The organism is Pectobacterium wasabiae CFBP 3304 (genome assembly GCF_001742185.1).
GTDB classification, from domain to species: Bacteria; Pseudomonadota; Gammaproteobacteria; order Enterobacterales; family Enterobacteriaceae; genus Pectobacterium; species Pectobacterium wasabiae.
This window is the reverse complement of the sequence record NZ_CP015750.1, coordinates 1,372,399-1,387,938: the sequence shown is the minus strand read 5'-3', so window position 1 is coordinate 1,387,938 and position 15,540 is coordinate 1,372,399. Positions and strand designations below refer to the sequence as shown.

At 54.0% G+C, this 15,540-nt stretch carries 10 protein-coding genes and 1 pseudogene; 6 read left to right on the top strand and 5 right to left on the bottom strand.

Going from position 1 to position 15,540, the window contains the following annotated elements; all coding sequences use genetic code 11:
• The first annotated feature begins 74 nt into the window (after positions 1-74).
• From ilvD to A7983_RS06225, 3 genes are all read left to right on the top strand, one after another.
• Entirely contained in the window at positions 75-1,925 is a 1,851-nt protein-coding gene (gene ilvD, locus A7983_RS06235; RefSeq protein ID WP_005969107.1) for a dihydroxy-acid dehydratase, read from the top strand.
• A gap of 5 nt (positions 1,926-1,930) precedes the next feature.
• Positions 1,931-3,475: a threonine ammonia-lyase, biosynthetic gene (gene ilvA, locus A7983_RS06230; protein WP_005969108.1), complete on the top strand. Its 1,545-nt coding sequence runs from the start codon at positions 1,931-1,933 to the stop codon at positions 3,473-3,475.
• Between the two features lie 91 nt (positions 3,476-3,566).
• Positions 3,567-4,310, top strand: coding sequence for a DUF2461 domain-containing protein (locus A7983_RS06225; protein ID WP_005969109.1), 744 nt, complete (start codon positions 3,567-3,569; stop codon positions 4,308-4,310).
• 24 nt (positions 4,311-4,334) lie between these two features.
• Here the strand turns inward: A7983_RS06225 and A7983_RS06220 are convergent, their stop codons facing one another.
• Positions 4,335-5,135, bottom strand: coding sequence for a lysozyme inhibitor LprI family protein (locus A7983_RS06220; protein ID WP_005969110.1), 801 nt, complete (start codon positions 5,133-5,135; stop codon positions 4,335-4,337).
• Positions 5,132-6,022 (bottom strand): HTH-type transcriptional activator IlvY, encoded by an 891-nt coding sequence (gene ilvY, locus A7983_RS06215; protein WP_005969111.1) that lies wholly within the window; start codon positions 6,020-6,022, stop codon positions 5,132-5,134. Before ilvY ends, A7983_RS06220 begins: the two co-directional genes overlap by 4 nt.
• 185 nt (positions 6,023-6,207) lie before the next feature.
• Between ilvY and ilvC the strand changes: the two genes are divergently transcribed.
• Positions 6,208-7,686, top strand: coding sequence for a ketol-acid reductoisomerase (ilvC, locus tag A7983_RS06210; protein WP_005969112.1), 1,479 nt, complete (start codon positions 6,208-6,210; stop codon positions 7,684-7,686).
• 92 nt (positions 7,687-7,778) lie between these two features.
• On the opposite strand, the gene A7983_RS06205 is transcribed toward ilvC, so the two are convergent.
• Positions 7,779-8,432 (bottom strand): NADPH-dependent F420 reductase, encoded by a 654-nt coding sequence (locus tag A7983_RS06205; protein WP_005969113.1) that lies wholly within the window; start codon positions 8,430-8,432, stop codon positions 7,779-7,781.
• Positions 8,433-8,533: 101 nt separating this feature from the next.
• Between A7983_RS06205 and A7983_RS06200 the strand changes: the two genes are divergently transcribed.
• On the top strand, positions 8,534-9,421 hold the full coding sequence (locus A7983_RS06200) for a LysR family transcriptional regulator (RefSeq protein ID WP_005969114.1): 888 nt from the start codon (positions 8,534-8,536) through the stop codon (positions 9,419-9,421).
• 42 nt (positions 9,422-9,463) lie between these two features.
• Here A7983_RS06200 and putP read toward each other — a convergent pair whose 3' ends face one another.
• Positions 9,464-10,948 carry a sodium/proline symporter PutP gene (gene putP / locus A7983_RS06195; protein WP_005969117.1) on the bottom strand — a complete coding sequence of 495 codons (1,485 nt, stop codon included), beginning with the start codon at positions 10,946-10,948 and terminating at the stop codon, positions 9,464-9,466.
• Between the two features lie 195 nt (positions 10,949-11,143).
• Between putP and putA the strand changes: the two are divergent.
• A pseudogene (gene putA / locus A7983_RS06190) lies at positions 11,144-14,500 on the top strand (trifunctional transcriptional regulator/proline dehydrogenase/L-glutamate gamma-semialdehyde dehydrogenase); the annotation flags it as partial.
• A 687-nt stretch (positions 14,501-15,187) separates the two neighbouring features.
• Here putA and ppiC read toward each other — a convergent pair.
• Positions 15,188-15,469, bottom strand: coding sequence for a peptidylprolyl isomerase PpiC (gene ppiC, locus A7983_RS06185; protein WP_005969121.1), 282 nt, complete (start codon positions 15,467-15,469; stop codon positions 15,188-15,190).
• Between the last annotated feature and the right edge of the window lie 71 nt (positions 15,470-15,540).

The window sequence follows — 15,540 nt, the reverse complement described above, 5'->3', positions numbered from 1 at the left end:
ATTAGTTAAGACAGACAGTCAGGCGGTGACACGTTCCGTCATCGCCAAATTCGTAATTTTTGGAGTAACAGAGCATGCCTAAGTACCGTTCAGCCACAACCACACACGGCCGTAATATGGCCGGTGCCCGAGCCTTGTGGCGCGCCACCGGGATGACCGACGACGATTTTGGTAAACCGATTATCGCGGTGGTCAACTCCTTCACCCAATTCGTGCCCGGCCATGTGCACTTGCGCGATCTGGGGAAACTGGTTGCCGAGCAGATCGAAGCCTCCGGCGGCGTTGCGAAAGAATTTAACACCATTGCGGTTGACGACGGTATCGCCATGGGACACGGCGGTATGCTCTATTCTCTGCCTTCCCGTGAACTGATTGCCGACTCCGTGGAATACATGGTCAATGCCCACTGTGCGGATGCGATGGTGTGTATTTCCAACTGCGACAAAATCACCCCAGGAATGTTAATGGCGTCGCTGCGTCTGAATATTCCGGTGATTTTCGTGTCCGGCGGCCCGATGGAAGCAGGGAAAACCAAGCTCTCTAACCAAATTATCAAGCTCGATCTCATCGATGCCATGATCCAGGGGGCGAACCCTAACGTCAGCGATGCCGATAGTGAGCAAATTGAGCGTTCCGCCTGTCCGACCTGTGGCTCCTGTTCGGGGATGTTCACCGCAAACTCTATGAACTGCCTGACCGAAGCCTTGGGGCTTTCTCAGCCGGCTAATGGTTCATTACTCGCGACGCATGCCGATCGTAAAGATCTGTTCCTGAATGCAGGCACGCGTATCGTGGGTCTGGCGAAACGTTATTACGAGCAGGATGATGCAAGCGTATTGCCGCGCAATATCGCCAATAAAGCTGCATTTGAAAACGCCATGATACTGGATATCGCGATGGGCGGTTCCACCAATACGGTATTGCACCTGCTGGCCGCAGCGCAGGAAGGTGAAATTGATTTCACCATGTCGGATATCGACCGCCTCTCACGTAAGGTGCCACACCTGTGCAAGGTCGCGCCAAGCGGTCAGAAATACCACATGGAAGACGTACACCGTGCTGGTGGGGTCATCGGTATTCTGGGCGAGCTGGACAGAGCCGGTCTGTTGAACCGTGAAGTCAGCAATATTTTGGGTAAAACGCTGCCGGAAACGCTAGAAGCCTACGACGTTATGCTGACGAAAGATGAAAGCGTGAAGCGTATGTATTCCGCTGGTCCGGCAGGTATTCGCACGACCAAAGCGTTTTCTCAGGATTGTCGCTGGGATTCACTGGATACCGATCGTCAGGAAGGCTGCATCCGTTCGCGTGAATATGCTTACAGTCAGGACGGCGGGCTGGCCGTGCTATACGGCAACATCGCGCTAGATGGTTGTATCGTCAAAACAGCAGGTGTTGATAAAGATAGCCTGATTTTCCGCGGCCCAGCAAAAGTCTATGAAAGCCAGGATGACGCGGTAGACGCGATTCTGGGCGGTAAAGTGGTGGCGGGTGATGTGGTTGTCATCCGTTATGAAGGGCCGAAAGGCGGGCCGGGCATGCAGGAAATGCTGTATCCGACCACCTACTTGAAATCAATGGGGCTGGGTAAAAGCTGTGCGCTGATCACTGACGGCCGTTTCTCCGGTGGGACATCTGGTCTGTCCATCGGCCACGCGTCTCCTGAAGCCGCGAATGGTGGCACGATTGGCTTGGTACAGGACGGCGATATGATTGCCATTGATATCCCCAGCCGCAGCATTGTGCTGGACGTGGCGGAAAATGAATTGGCAAGCCGTCGCGAAGCGGAAGAGGCGAGAGGGGAACAGGCCTGGACGCCACATAATCGTCAACGTCAGGTTTCTTTTGCGCTGCGTGCGTATGCCAGCCTGGCAACCAGCGCAGATAAAGGCGCTGTGCGGGATAAAAGCAAGCTGGGAGGCTAATGCTGATGGCTGTATCACAACCTCTTCCTGCCGCGCCGGGGGGCGCGGAGTACCTGCGGGCGATCTTGCGGTCGCCAGTGTATGAAATCACGCAGGTCACACCGCTGGAGAAGATGGATAAGATCTCTTCGCGGCTGGGTAATGTCATACTGGTAAAACGTGAAGACAGACACGCGGTGCACAGTTTTAAGCTGCGTGGCGCTTACGCGATGATGGCGGGTCTGAGCGATGAACAAAAATCCCACGGTGTGGTGACGGCGTCAGCCGGTAACCATGCGCAAGGGGTCGCGCTCTCCTCCAGCAAGCTGGGAATTAAATCGCTGATTGTGATGCCGGTGGCGACGGCCGACATCAAGGTGGATGCGGTGCGTGGTTTTGGCGGGGAAGTGCTGTTACACGGCGCTAACTTTGATGAAGCCAAGGCCAAGGCGATTGAGCTGTCAGAGCAGCAGCATATGACTTTTCTGCCGCCGTTTGATCACCCAGCGGTGATTGCCGGACAAGGTACACTGGCGCTGGAGTTGCTACAGCAGGATGCGCATCTGGATCGCGTATTTGTACCTGTTGGTGGTGGCGGCTTGGCAGCAGGCGTTGCCGTGCTGATTAAGCAACTGATGCCACAGATTCAGGTGATCGGCGTGGAAGCGGAAGATTCCGCCTGTCTGCGCGCGGCGCTGGACGCTGGGCAACCGGTCGATCTGCCGCGTGTTGGGCTGTTTGCCGAAGGCGTGGCGGTGAAGCGCATCGGCGATGAAACGTTCCGCCTGTGTCGGGAATATCTGGATGATGTAATTACCGTCGATAGCGATGCCATCTGTGCGGCAGTGAAAGATCTGTTCGAAGATGTCCGTGCGATTGCGGAGCCGTCTGGCGCGCTGGCGTTAGCAGGGATGAAGAAATACATCCAGCAGCATCAGATTCAGGGGGAGCGTCTGGCGCATATTCTGTCCGGTGCGAACGTCAACTTCCACGGATTACGCTACGTTTCCGAACGCTGCGAACTGGGTGAGCAACGCGAAGCCTTGCTGGCGGTGACGATCCCCGAAAAACAGGGAAGCTTCCTGAAGTTTTGCCAACTACTGGGGGGTCGCTCCGTCACGGAGTTCAACTATCGCTACGCGGATGCCAAAGACGCCTGCATTTTTGTCGGTGTGCGTCTGACGCGCGGCTATGCAGAACGGCAGGAGATCATCGCTGAGCTTTCCGCAGATGGTTATGAAGTAGTGGATTTGTCCGATGATGAAATGGCGAAGCTGCACGTTCGCTATATGGTCGGTGGACGGCCTTCCAAACCACTACAGGAACGGCTGTACAGCTTTGAATTCCCTGAGTCACCGGGCGCGTTACTGAAGTTCCTGCATACGCTAGGGACGCACTGGAATATCTCGCTGTTCCATTACCGCAGCCACGGCACGGATTTTGGCCGCGTACTGGCCGGGTTCGAGCTAGAGGCAGGCGATCGTGAATTTGAGCAGCACTTGCAGGCATTGGGATATGAATGCCATGACGAAACCAATAATCCGGCATTCCGCTTCTTTCTCGCGGGTTAATTGCTGAGCGCCCCTAACGCCGCCGATGGTGTTTCACCGTCGACGGCGTTATCTTTATGTCATCTGACAGCAACAGGGATGGCATTTCTCCATGACAACGCAATTCACGGGTTTTTCTCAAGCGGGTTTGACGTTTCTTCAGCAGGTGCGGCAGAACAACGATAAAGCGTGGTTTGACGAGCATCGATCAATTTACGATGAGCAATTGGTGGCACCATTCCGCACGCTGGTGGATGAGCTCAGTTTGACTATGTTGCAGATTGACGACCACTTTGAAACTCGCCCTGCAATCGGCAAGACCCTCTCCCGCATTCATCGTGATACGCGCTTTTCCCACGATAAATCACGCTACCGCAGCCATATGTGGCTGACCTTCAAGCGTACCCGCAAAGACTGGACGGATGCGCCGGTGTATTTCTTTGAAATCACGCCCGATACCTGGCGCTACGGGCTGGGCTATTACAGTGCGACGCGTAATACGATGGATTTGTTCCGCCAGACGTTGCGCGGTAATTCACCGCAGTTTCTTGAGGTGGCGAGCTGTCTGGGGAATACCTTTGCGCTGGAAGGGGACAGCTACAAACGCCCGCTGATTAAAGATCAGGAACCGGAACTGGCTAACTGGTATAACCGCAAATCGTTTGCCGCGATATGTACCCGGCAGGATATGGAAGCGCTGTTTTCCGGTGACCTAGTGACGGTTCTGTCTCAGGGATTTATCCAGCTTGAGCCGCTTTATCATTATCTGATGAATATCGAAACCATGAAGAAAGCCGCGCAGGAAGCAGAGTCCGATACGCGGGCATTTTCGGCGGATAAGTGGTTTGAGCGCTAGAGCTAGAGCTAGAGCTAGCTAGCGCTACGGCGTTTTCTGTTGCTCTAATGGGGTTTTATCGCGCTCCAGCAAATAGTTAAACAGGTAACCTTCTTCCTGATTACTACCGAAGGTGGCGATTTGCAGATGATCATCGTCAATGCAGGTGAGCAGTATTTTCACCTGCTGACCGAAGCTGCTTTCACTTTTGCCAATGGCTTGCATATCGCTCATCTGACGGGCGGTGAAGCCGGAATCATCCAGCTTGTTACCGTAACGGAAGGCAATAGAAGCACCGCCTTCAATCTTGCCACGTTGATTGGTCATGGTCAGGCTGACGGCGTGGTAGGGCGCTTTCTGGTCATACATTTCCCGAAAATAATCACCCAGATTGCGGTACTCCTCGGCAGAAAGCCCTGACATCACGTATTCATAGCTGAAGGAACCGTGGAAGCAGGACGTGTTTTTTACGGAGGTAATCGGTGAAGGTAGGGCGTGCTGCGCGATGTCATTTAGGTAGCGCAGCCGGTTTAACTGCTGCTGATAACGCTGGCGCAGGCAGTCCTCGTCTTTGCACTGATCGCGTGTGGCAAGCCAATTGCGCTGAAACTGGTTGAGCGTTTTCTCCCACGGTGCGCTGCTGCCGTACGCTGTCAGAAACGCGCGGGATGTTTTCCATGCCTGTGCCAGTTCTTCATCTAGCTGCCCGAGCAACGGGCTGGCACAAATCAGCTTTTCCTGCGTCGAGGCGGCTTTTTCGCAGGGAAAACTGGCGGCTTGCGCAGGGTGGCTGAAGGACGCGAGCGTCACCCCTGCGGCGGCGATGGCAGTGAAGGCTATCTTCATGGTGTGTCCTGTAATATGTCCCAAAAGGCGGCAATCAGCGGTTCGCTGAGCCGTTTTTTCTGTACGCAGACGCCGAGTTCAAGCGGCTCCATTACCTGTTCGACCAAGACAGAGACGCGGTTGCGTACCGGTTCTGGGCTGTTTTCCAGCACGATATTAGGGAGCAGAGCGATACCGCAGCCTAGCGCCACCATCGATACCATCGCTTCATGGCCGGATATCGTGGCGTAAATCTGTGGGTTGGCGATATGGTTGCGTCTGAACCACAGATCGATGCGTTTACGCACCGGGCCGTGCTCCGGCAGGATGAAGGGAATCCGCGACCAGTCTGGATCGGGTTGGCGCACCAGTGCCTGTACCGGGCAGGGAAGTGCTGGAATAATCAGCGCCAGAGGCAGTTTATCGAGCGGCATGAAGTCAACGCTTGCAGGCAGCGCTTCTGGGCGTCCGGCAATCCCCAAATCTCCATCAATCGACTGAATTTTCTCAACAGCATCGGCGGCATCGCCGGTTGTCAGTTTAATTTCAACCAGCGGGTGCAGCGCCCGAAAACGATCCAGAATCGGCGGCAGGTGGCTGTAGGCGGCAGTGACGGAGCAGAAGATCTTTAGTTCACCGCTTAATGACGGTCCTCGCTGGTCTATCGTGTGACGCAGTTGTTGGTATTGCAGCAGCGTTTGTTGAGCGAAGAGCTTCAAGTGTTCTCCGGCATCAGTGAGCTGCACGGTACGGTTATCGCGCAGAAACAGCGTCTGTCCTAAATCCTCTTCCAGTCGCTGAATTTGCCGTGACAGCGTAGACGGACTGATGTGCATCGCCTTGGCGGTACGGCCAAAGTGTCGGTTTTCTGCCAGATGCAGGAATAATTTGAGATCACGTAAATCCATGCGATGCAGGCCCCATTTTTTATCTTGCTGCCGTTTTTTATCTTGCAAATAGTGCAATATGACGTTGCTAATATATCAATTTAAGCAACGCATTTCCTGTCATATGATGGGGTCATAGTGAATTCCCGTCTGACGGGAATCCTTTCTCGAATAACTGATAAACAGAACCGTATACGGAGCACGACATGGCTAACTATTTCAACACATTAAACCTGCGTCAGCAGCTGGATCAATTGGGCAAGTGCCGCTTTATGGGGCGTGATGAATTTGCCGATGAGGCGAGCTACCTGAAAGGGAAAAAAGTGGTGATCGTCGGTTGTGGTGCTCAGGGTCTGAACCAAGGTCTGAACATGCGCGATTCTGGTCTGGATATCGCTTATGCCCTGCGTGCTGAAGCCATTGCGGAAAAACGTGCATCATGGCGCAAAGCGACCGAAAACGGTTTCACTGTTGGCACATACGAAGATCTGATCCCGCAGGCTGACCTGATCGTTAACTTGACGCCGGACAAACAGCACTCCGCCGTGGTTCAGGCAGTACAACCGCTGATGAAGCAGGGCGCAGCGCTGGGCTACTCTCACGGTTTCAACATCGTTGAAGTGGGCGAGCAAATCCGTAAAGACATCACTGTAGTGATGGTGGCGCCGAAGTGCCCAGGTACGGAAGTGCGTGAAGAATACAAACGTGGTTTCGGCGTACCGACGCTGATCGCGGTTCACCCAGAAAACGATCCAAAAGGCGAAGGCATGGCAATCGCCAAAGCCTGGGCGGCGGCAACTGGCGGCCACCGTGCTGGCGTTCTGCAATCCTCTTTCGTTGCAGAAGTGAAATCTGACCTGATGGGTGAGCAGACCATTCTGTGTGGCATGTTGCAGGCTGGTTCTCTGCTGGGCTTCGATAAGCTGGTTGCTGAAGGCACCGATCCTGCTTACGCAGAAAAACTGATTCAGTTCGGCTGGGAAACCATCACCGAAGCGCTGAAGCAGGGTGGGATTACGCTGATGATGGATCGCCTGTCTAACCCGGCGAAGCTGCGCGCTTATGCACTGTCTGAGCAACTGAAGGGCATTATGGCTCCGCTGTTCCAGAAACACATGGACGACATCATCTCCGGCGAATTCTCCGGCGGCATGATGGCTGACTGGGCGAACGATGACGTGAAACTGCTGACCTGGCGTGAAGAGACCGGTAAAACCGCGTTCGAAAATGCACCGCAGTTCGACGGTAAAATCGCTGAGCAGGAATATTTTGATAACGGCGTGCTGATGGTTGCGATGGTAAAAGCGGGCGTTGAACTGGCGTTTGAAACCATGGTGAGCTCCGGCATCATCGAAGAGTCAGCTTACTACGAATCACTGCATGAGCTGCCGCTGATCGCCAACACCATCGCGCGTAAGCGTCTGTATGAAATGAACGTGGTTATCTCTGATACCGCAGAATACGGTAACTACCTGTTTGCTAACGCCGCCGTTCCGTTGCTGAAAGGTGCGTTCATGGCATCTCTGCAGCCCGGCGATCTGGGTAAAGCGGTAGCGGGCACTGAAGTAGACAACGCGCAACTGCGTGATGTTAACGAAGCGATCCGTAACCACCCGATCGAAACCGTAGGCCACACGCTGCGCGGTTACATGAAAGACATGAAGCGTATCGCTGTCGCGGGTTAATGTTCGCTTTTACGTTTAGCGAAACACGATGATTGCTATGCTGCTCCCTCGGGAGCAGCATTTTTTTATCTGCGATTACCCGTCAGCCTGCGTTATCTATGCTGTGTATCGGCGGTGCTTTCACGTGAGGAAAGTGCCAATGCAGTGGTTAATTCAGCCTTTGTCATACGTACACAGTAAGACGGCATGTTCCTTTCAAAACGCCATCCTTCAGACAATTTTCCCGCATCGACGACATCAAACCCAAAGGCATCATAAAGTTCGGCCACAATGGCCTTTTCCTGCTTATCATCACCCGCGAGCGGTAGCGCTCGGCGATTGACTGAACCCGCAGGGAGCCCATCGCTTTCAAGCTGTGTCATGGTGATAGCATTGAACGCTTTGGTAATCTTTGTACCGGGTAAATAACCAGCCAGCAGTTCGCTGGTGGTGGTGCTACGCGTATCCAGTGCGGCTACTTTGCCATCTCGCTCGGTATAGTAGTTGACGGCATCGATAACTGATTTGCCCTGTAAAGCCTGCTCAGGGAGTTTATCGATGGCGGTAAAGGGAACGGCAATAACGATAATGTCGCCAAACAGCGCTGCCTGAGTCGCGGTGCCGATATCGCAGCCGATCATGGGACGGAGGCTGAAAAGCGACTGGGGATCGCGTGAGTTGCTGAGCATGACCTGATGACCGTTCTGAAGCGCTAGTTTAGCGATCGCCCGGGCAACAAAGCCCGCACCAATAATGCCAATTTTCATCTTTTTCTCCTTAATGCTTTTGAGAAGAGAAGCTTAATTGCCTACAATTTGAAGATAAATTGTGTTTTTAAACGAAAACAAACAACAAATATGAGCGAATCATGGATCGGCTGACCAGCATGAACATCTTTGTCAAAGCATCGGAATTGGGGTCTTTTGCCGCTGCCGCAGAGGTGCTGGGCATCTCACCACAGATGGTGGCCAAGCAGGTGGCATGGCTCGAAGCGAGGCTTGGGGTTCGATTGCTGAACCGTACCACGCGTAGGCAGAGCCTAACGGATATTGGTCTGCGCTATTATGAGCGCTGCAAGGTTGTGCTTGCCGAAGCGGAGGACGCCGATGCGATTGCCCGTGAAATGCAGGTGACGCCTTCCGGTATCATTCAGGTGAATGCACCGGTTACCTGGGGATCGCATCTGCTCGCACCGTTTATCACGCGCTATCTCGCGCGTTATCCCGACACGCAAATTGCGCTGACGTTAAATGATCGTATCGTCGATCCCATTGAAGAGGGGTTCGAAGTCATCATTCGTATCGGTGAACTGGCGGATAGCTCAATGGTGGCCTGGCCGCTTCAGCCTTACTCATTGATCGCTTGCGCATCGCCTGACTATCTGGCGCGTGAAGGATTGCCGGATACGCCATCGAGTCTCGCACGCCACGCGTGCCTTATTTATGGTGCTCGCGCCGTCGCCACATCTTGCCGATGGGTATTCCATAAGGACGGAAAACCTGAAGAAGTTAGGCCGGAAGGTAGGCTTTTTGCTAATGACTGGAATGCGCTGCTACATGCTGCGATAGCGGGCTATGGTATAACGCTTGGGCCAGAGGTTGTGTTACGTAAGGAGATTGACCGCGGGCGTCTGGTACAGGTGTTGTCTGACTATAATGGGCCTGCCCGTCCGGTTCATGTCATGGTGCCGATGGGGCGGCGATCGGCGGTTAAAATTAAAACTTTTGTCGATGCAGTCAGAGCCAATTTCGGATAGAAATGAGCCCGTGGCATAGCGACTATGCCACGGGCATTATGACTAAACGGACTGGTATTCCGCTTCTGCCTGCTTGAAGCGGTCGGTAATCGCTTTTGACGGCGCTTTACCCAGCAGGCTGATGATGAAAATAGTCAGGCTGTTGAAGATAAATCCGGGGATGATTTCATACAGACCCAGCCAGGCATACTGTTTCCAGATCAACACCGTTGCTGCACCCACGATCATACCGAGTAGCGCGCCGTTACGCGTCATACGCGGCCATAGCAGAGAAATCAAGATCACCGGTCCGAAGGCGGCACCGAAACCTGCCCAGGCATAGCTCACCAGACCCAGTACACGGTTTTCAGGGTTCAGCGACAGTGCGATAGCAATGATCGCAACTAATAGCACCATCGCGCGCCCTACCCATACCAACTCTTTCTGACTGGCGTTTTTGCGCAGGAATGGTTTGTATAAATCTTCGGTGATAGCACTGGAGCACACCAGCAACTGGCAGCTCAGCGTACTCATGACAGCAGCTAAAATCGCAGACAGCAGAATGCCGGCAATCCACGGATTGAACAGCAGCATAGACAGTTCGATAAAGACGCGCTCGCTATTTTGCGTCACGTTACCCGCTTGGTCCGGGTTCGTGTTGAAGTAGGCGATACCGAAGAAGCCCACTGTCACCGCACCGGCCAGACAAAGAATCATCCAGGTCATACTGATGCGGCGTGCGCTGTGAATGGTGTGGTGTGAGTCAGCAGCCATAAAGCGAGCCAGAATATGCGGTTGGCCGAAATAGCCCAGGCCCCAGCCCATCAGCGAGATGATGGCGACAAAATTCAGTCCTTTAAACATATCCAGATTGGCTGGATTTTTCGCTTCAATCACCATGAGTGAGGTGTCTATTCCACCCAGCGATAAAATGACCATCACTGGCGTCAGGATCAGAGCGAAAATCATCAGGCTGGCCTGAACCGTGTCCGTCCAGCTTACAGCCAAAAAGCCGCCGATAAAGGTATAGGCGATGGTCGCTGCGGCCCCTGCCCATAATGCGGTGCCGTAGCTCATACCAAAGGTGCTTTCAAACAGACGAGCCCCCGCGACGACGCCGGATGCGCAATAGATGGTGAAGAAAACCAGAATGACTAACGCGGAGATCACGCGCAGCAATTTGCTGTTATCTTCAAAACGGTGGGTGAAATAGTCAGGCAGGGTAAGTGCGTTGTGGTTTATTTCTGTGTGTACGCGCAGGCGTCCAGCGACCCATTTCCAGTTCAGGTAGGCACCTAACGTTAGACCAATCGCGATCCAGCTTTCAGAAATACCGGAAATGAAAATGGCACCCGGTAGCCCCATCAGCAGCCAGCCGCTCATATCAGAAGCACCAGCCGACAGGGCGGTCACCACGCTACCCATCCGACGTCCGCCCAGAATGTAATCGCCAAAGTTATTGGTAGCGCGGTAGGCAAACAGGCCGATGAGAACCATCCCGAAAATGTACACCAAAAACGTCACCAACATGGGTGTGCTTATTGTCATTTAACTCTCCACATTTTTTTCGCGCCGCCGTCGCGGCGACGTTGTGTTTTATAATAATCACTCAGGCCGGAACGAGGTCTGAAGATGATGATGGGTAGCAACTGTTCCATTTGTTAACAAGGTTGCACAAAGTTGCAACATGATTGATATTGACGGTATCCCGATGTGCATCTTCGAATGACAGGAGTGGACTCTATGGGCTCTACCACGATGGGTGTAAAACTCGATGAGGAAACGCGCGAGCGTATCAAGGTCGCAGCACAGCGTATTGATCGCACACCGCACTGGTTGATCAAACAGGCTATTTTCCATTACCTCGAACGCCTCGAAAGTGGCCTCGACACTCCTGAAACACCGCAATCGGCGAACATCAGCCGCATTGAAGCAGAAGAGATTATGCCGCAATCTCGGGAAGAAGAAACCCACCAACCCTTTCTTGGTTTCGCCGAACAGGTCCTTCCCCAGTCAGTTACCCGCGCCGCGATGACTTCTGCTTATCGCCGTCCTGAAAGTGAACTGGTGCCTATCTTGCTTGAACAGGCAAGACTTACCGACGAAATGTCGCAGTTAACCCAGAAACTGGCTTATCGATTGGCAGAGAAATTACGCAGTCAGAAAGCCGGAAATGGTCGTGCGGGCATTGTGCAAGGGCTGCTACAAGAATTTTCACTTTCTTCTCAGGAAGGCGTGGCGCTGATGTGTTTAGCCGAAGCGTTGCTGCGTATTCCTGATAAATCCACGCGCGATGCACTGATCCGCAACAAAATCAGCCGAGGGAACTGGCAGGCTCATCTTGGCCACAGCCCATCGCTTTTCGTGAATGCCGCAACCTGGGGGCTACTGTTTACCGGAAAGCTGGTGGCGACACACAATGAAGCACACCTGTCGAATTCACTGAATCGCATCATCGGTAAACGCGGTGAGCCGCTTATCCGTAAAGGCGTCGATATGGCCATGCGGCTGATGGGAGAACAGTTCGTCACGGGGGAAACCATCGGTGAAGCGCTGGCTAACGCCCGTGAACGGGAGGATAAAGGCTTCCGTTACTCTTACGATATGTTGGGTGAAGCGGCGCTGACGGCGCACGATGCTGCCGCGTATCTGGCGGCCTATCAGCAGGCGATTCACGCTATCGGCAAAGCCTCGAACGGGCGCGGGATTTACGAAGGGCCGGGCATCTCCATCAAGCTGTCGGCGCTGCATCCCCGCTATAGCCGGTCGCAGTATGATCGTGTGTTTGATGAATTGTACCCACGGCTGTTATCGCTGACGCTGCTGGCGCGCCAGTACGACATCGGGATCAATATTGACGCGGAGGAAGCCGATCGACTGGAGATCTCGCTCGATCTGCTGGAAAAACTCTGCATGGAACCGCAGTTGGCGGGGTGGAACGGCGTTGGGTTTGTCATTCAGGCTTACCAGAAACGCTGTCCGTATGTGATTGATGTGCTGATTGAGTTGGCACAGCGCAGCCATCGGCGGCTGATGATTCGTCTGGTGAAAGGGGCGTACTGGGACAGTGAAATCAAACGGGCGCAGATCGACGGGCTGGAAGGCTACCCGGTCTACACGCGCAAGGTCTACACCGATGTGTCGTATCTGGCGTGCGCTCGGAAGCTGCTGGCCGTACCGAATCTGATTTACCCGCAGTTTGCCACGCACAACGCGCAGACGGTAAGTGCGATCTACCACATGGCGGGCAACAATTATTATCCTGGGCAGTATGAATTCCAGTGCCTGCACGGCATGGGGGAACCGCTCTACGATCAGGTGGTTGGCGCTGTTGCGGATGGTAAGTTAAACCGTCCATGTCGTATCTATGCCCCGGTCGGAACCCATGAAACGTTGCTGGCTTATCTGGTGCGACGCCTGCTGGAAAACGGCGCGAATACCTCGTTTGTTAACCGTATTGCGGATACGTCTATGGCGCTGGAAACGCTGATTGCCGATCCGGTTAGCGGCGTAGAGACACTGGCAAAAATGGAATGGAGCATGGGTGCACCGCATCCTCGCATTCCTCTGCCGCATCAGCTATATGGACAGGCACGGAAAAATTCGAGTGGGCTGGATCTCTCGAATGAGCATCGGCTAGCTTCGCTCTCCAGCGCGCTGCTAAGTCATGCGGCGCAGCCGTGGTATGCCGAACCGATGATTGAAGGGGAGTGCGAGTCGAGCGAACAAAAGCCCGTGGTGAATCCTGCCAACATGCACGATGTGGTGGGCTATGTCCGTGATGCCTCCGTGGCGGATGTGGAACGGGCAGTAGATGCTGCGGTGCATGCCGGCGCCATCTGGTTTGCGACGCCGCCTGCTGAACGTGCCGCAATATTGAATCGAGCCGCCTCATCGATGGAAGGGCAGTTACAACGCCTGCTGGGGTTGCTGGTACGGGAAGCGGGTAAATCCTTCGGTAACGCGATTGCGGAAGTGCGCGAAGCGGTGGACTTCTTGCGCTATTACGCGAGTCAAGTGCGAGACACCTTCACCAATGATACCCATCGTCCTCTGGGACCCGTTGTCTGCATTAGTCCGTGGAATTTCCCGCTGGCGATCTTTACTGGACAGATAGCTGCCGCATTGGCGACCGGGAACAGCGTGCTGGCAAAACCGGCTGAACAGACACCGTTGATTGCGGCACAGGCCGTGCGTATTTTGCATGAAGCGGGGGTTCCCACTGGTGTGTTGCAACTGCTGCCGGGGCAGGGGGAAACGATCGGCGCTGCGTTGGTGAACGACGAACGGGTACGCGGCGTGGTGTTTACCGGTTCGACTGCCGTGGCAAAAATCTTGCAACGCAGCATCGCTAGTCGGCTTGACCCACAGGGGCATTTGACGCCGCTGATTGCCGAGACGGGGGGCTGAATGCGATGGTTGTCGATTCGTCCGCACTGACGGAACAGGTGGTGAATGATGTGATCGCCTCTGCGTTCGACAGCGCCGGACAGCGTTGTTCGGCACTGCGCCTGCTGTGCCTGCAAGAGGACATTGCGGATCGCACGCTGACTATGCTGCGTGGTGCGATGGCGGAGTGCCGAATGGGGGATCCTGAACGGCTCTCGACCGATATCGGCCCGATGATTGATGCCGAGGCGAAAGAAAATGTGGAACTGCACATCCAGGCGATGCGGGCGAAAGGGTATACCGTATTTCAGGCGGCATACTCGCAGGATGAAGCGACGTGGCAGCAGGGGACATTTGTGAAGCCTACGCTGATTGAGCTGAGCGATATTAGCGAGCTGAAAAAAGAAGTTTTTGGTCCAGTTTTACACGTCATTCGCTATCAAAGCCAGCAGTTGGATACCGTGATTGATCAGATTAACGCGGCGGGATACGGCCTGACACTGGGTGTGCATACGCGCATTGATGAAACTATCCAGCGCGTGACGAACAGGGCGAAGGTGGGTAACCAGTACGTGAACCGCAATATGGTAGGAGCTGTTGTCGGCGTTCAACCGTTTGGCGGAGAAGGCTTATCGGGAACCGGGCCAAAGGCAGGTGGACCACTTTATCTATACCGCTTACTGGCACATCGACCGGACAACGCGTTCGCAGCAGAATTCGCCAAGCAGAATCGTGAGCAGGCACTGGATACCTCCGCCCGAACATCGCTACTGGCGGGACTACAGGCGCTGGAGGACTGGGCGATTAGCGGTGAACGTCACGATCTGGCGGCGCTGTGTCAGCGTTATAAAGAGCATAGTGTTAGCGGAACAACGCTGCAGTTGTCTGGCCCGACAGGGGAAAGTAATACGTATACGTTGTTACCACGTGAGCGGATTCTATGTCTGGCGGATCATGAGGAAGACCGCCTGATTCAAGCTGCGGCGGTGCTGGCAGCGGGCGGTAAACTCCTGTGGCCTGAAGGTGAGCAGGAGAAAATGCTCTATGATCGTTTGCCGCAAAAGGTGCAGTTGCATATTCAGCTTGTACATGACTGGCAACGGCATGATGAGGTGTCTTTTCATGGCGTAATTTATCATGGCGATGCCGATCGGTTACGGCAGTTGAGTGAGGTGCTTGCAGAACGTGATGGGCCGATTATTCCGCTGCTGGGCTATGCGCAGGGTGATACCCATGTTCAACTGGAGCGTCTGCTGACTGAACGTTCTCTGAGCATCAACACTGCTGCTGCGGGCGGTAATGCGAGCCTGATGACGATAGGCTAAGGTGTTCAATAGAAAAAGCGCGCCGAACCGGAAGGTGGGCGCGCTTTTTATGTTTGGGCGTCGGCGTGACGGCTTAGTTACGGTACAGTACCTTGATTACATGGTAACCAAACTGCGTTTTCACTGGCCCGAACGGTTTCAGTAATTCGCAGGAAAACACGGCTTTATCGAAAGCGGGAACCATGTCACCTTTACGAAACTCACCTAAATCTCCACCGTTACGTTTTGATGGGCAGGTTGAGTGTTTTTGCGCCAATTTCTGAAAATCGGCACCTTTTTCCAGTTGAGCCAAAATGTCACTAGCCAGTTGCTCGGTATCGACCAGAATGTGTAGGGCTGCTGCGGTATTTGCCATGTTATTACCTTTTTTGCAAAAGAGATTCCGGCGCGCAATGTAACATTTGCAACGCAGGATGTGGACTGCGA

Excerpts from the sequence above, each read along its gene's own strand:
- ilvD (WP_005969107.1), top strand. The coding sequence starts at position 75 with ATGCCTAAGTACCGTTCAGCCACAACCACACACGGCCGTAATATGGCC.
- ilvA (WP_005969108.1), top strand. The coding sequence starts at position 1,931 with ATGGCTGTATCACAACCTCTTCCTGCCGCGCCGGGGGGCGCGGAGTAC.
- A7983_RS06225 (WP_005969109.1), top strand. The coding sequence starts at position 3,567 with ATGACAACGCAATTCACGGGTTTTTCTCAAGCGGGTTTGACGTTTCTT.
- A7983_RS06220 (WP_005969110.1), bottom strand. The coding sequence starts at position 5,135 with ATGAAGATAGCCTTCACTGCCATCGCCGCCGCAGGGGTGACGCTCGCG.
- ilvY (WP_005969111.1), bottom strand. The coding sequence starts at position 6,022 with ATGGATTTACGTGATCTCAAATTATTCCTGCATCTGGCAGAAAACCGA.
- ilvC (WP_005969112.1), top strand. The coding sequence starts at position 6,208 with ATGGCTAACTATTTCAACACATTAAACCTGCGTCAGCAGCTGGATCAA.
- A7983_RS06205 (WP_005969113.1), bottom strand. The coding sequence starts at position 8,432 with ATGAAAATTGGCATTATTGGTGCGGGCTTTGTTGCCCGGGCGATCGCT.
- A7983_RS06200 (WP_005969114.1), top strand. The coding sequence starts at position 8,534 with ATGGATCGGCTGACCAGCATGAACATCTTTGTCAAAGCATCGGAATTG.
- putP (WP_005969117.1), bottom strand. The coding sequence starts at position 10,948 with ATGACAATAAGCACACCCATGTTGGTGACGTTTTTGGTGTACATTTTC.
- ppiC (WP_005969121.1), bottom strand. The coding sequence starts at position 15,469 with ATGGCAAATACCGCAGCAGCCCTACACATTCTGGTCGATACCGAGCAA.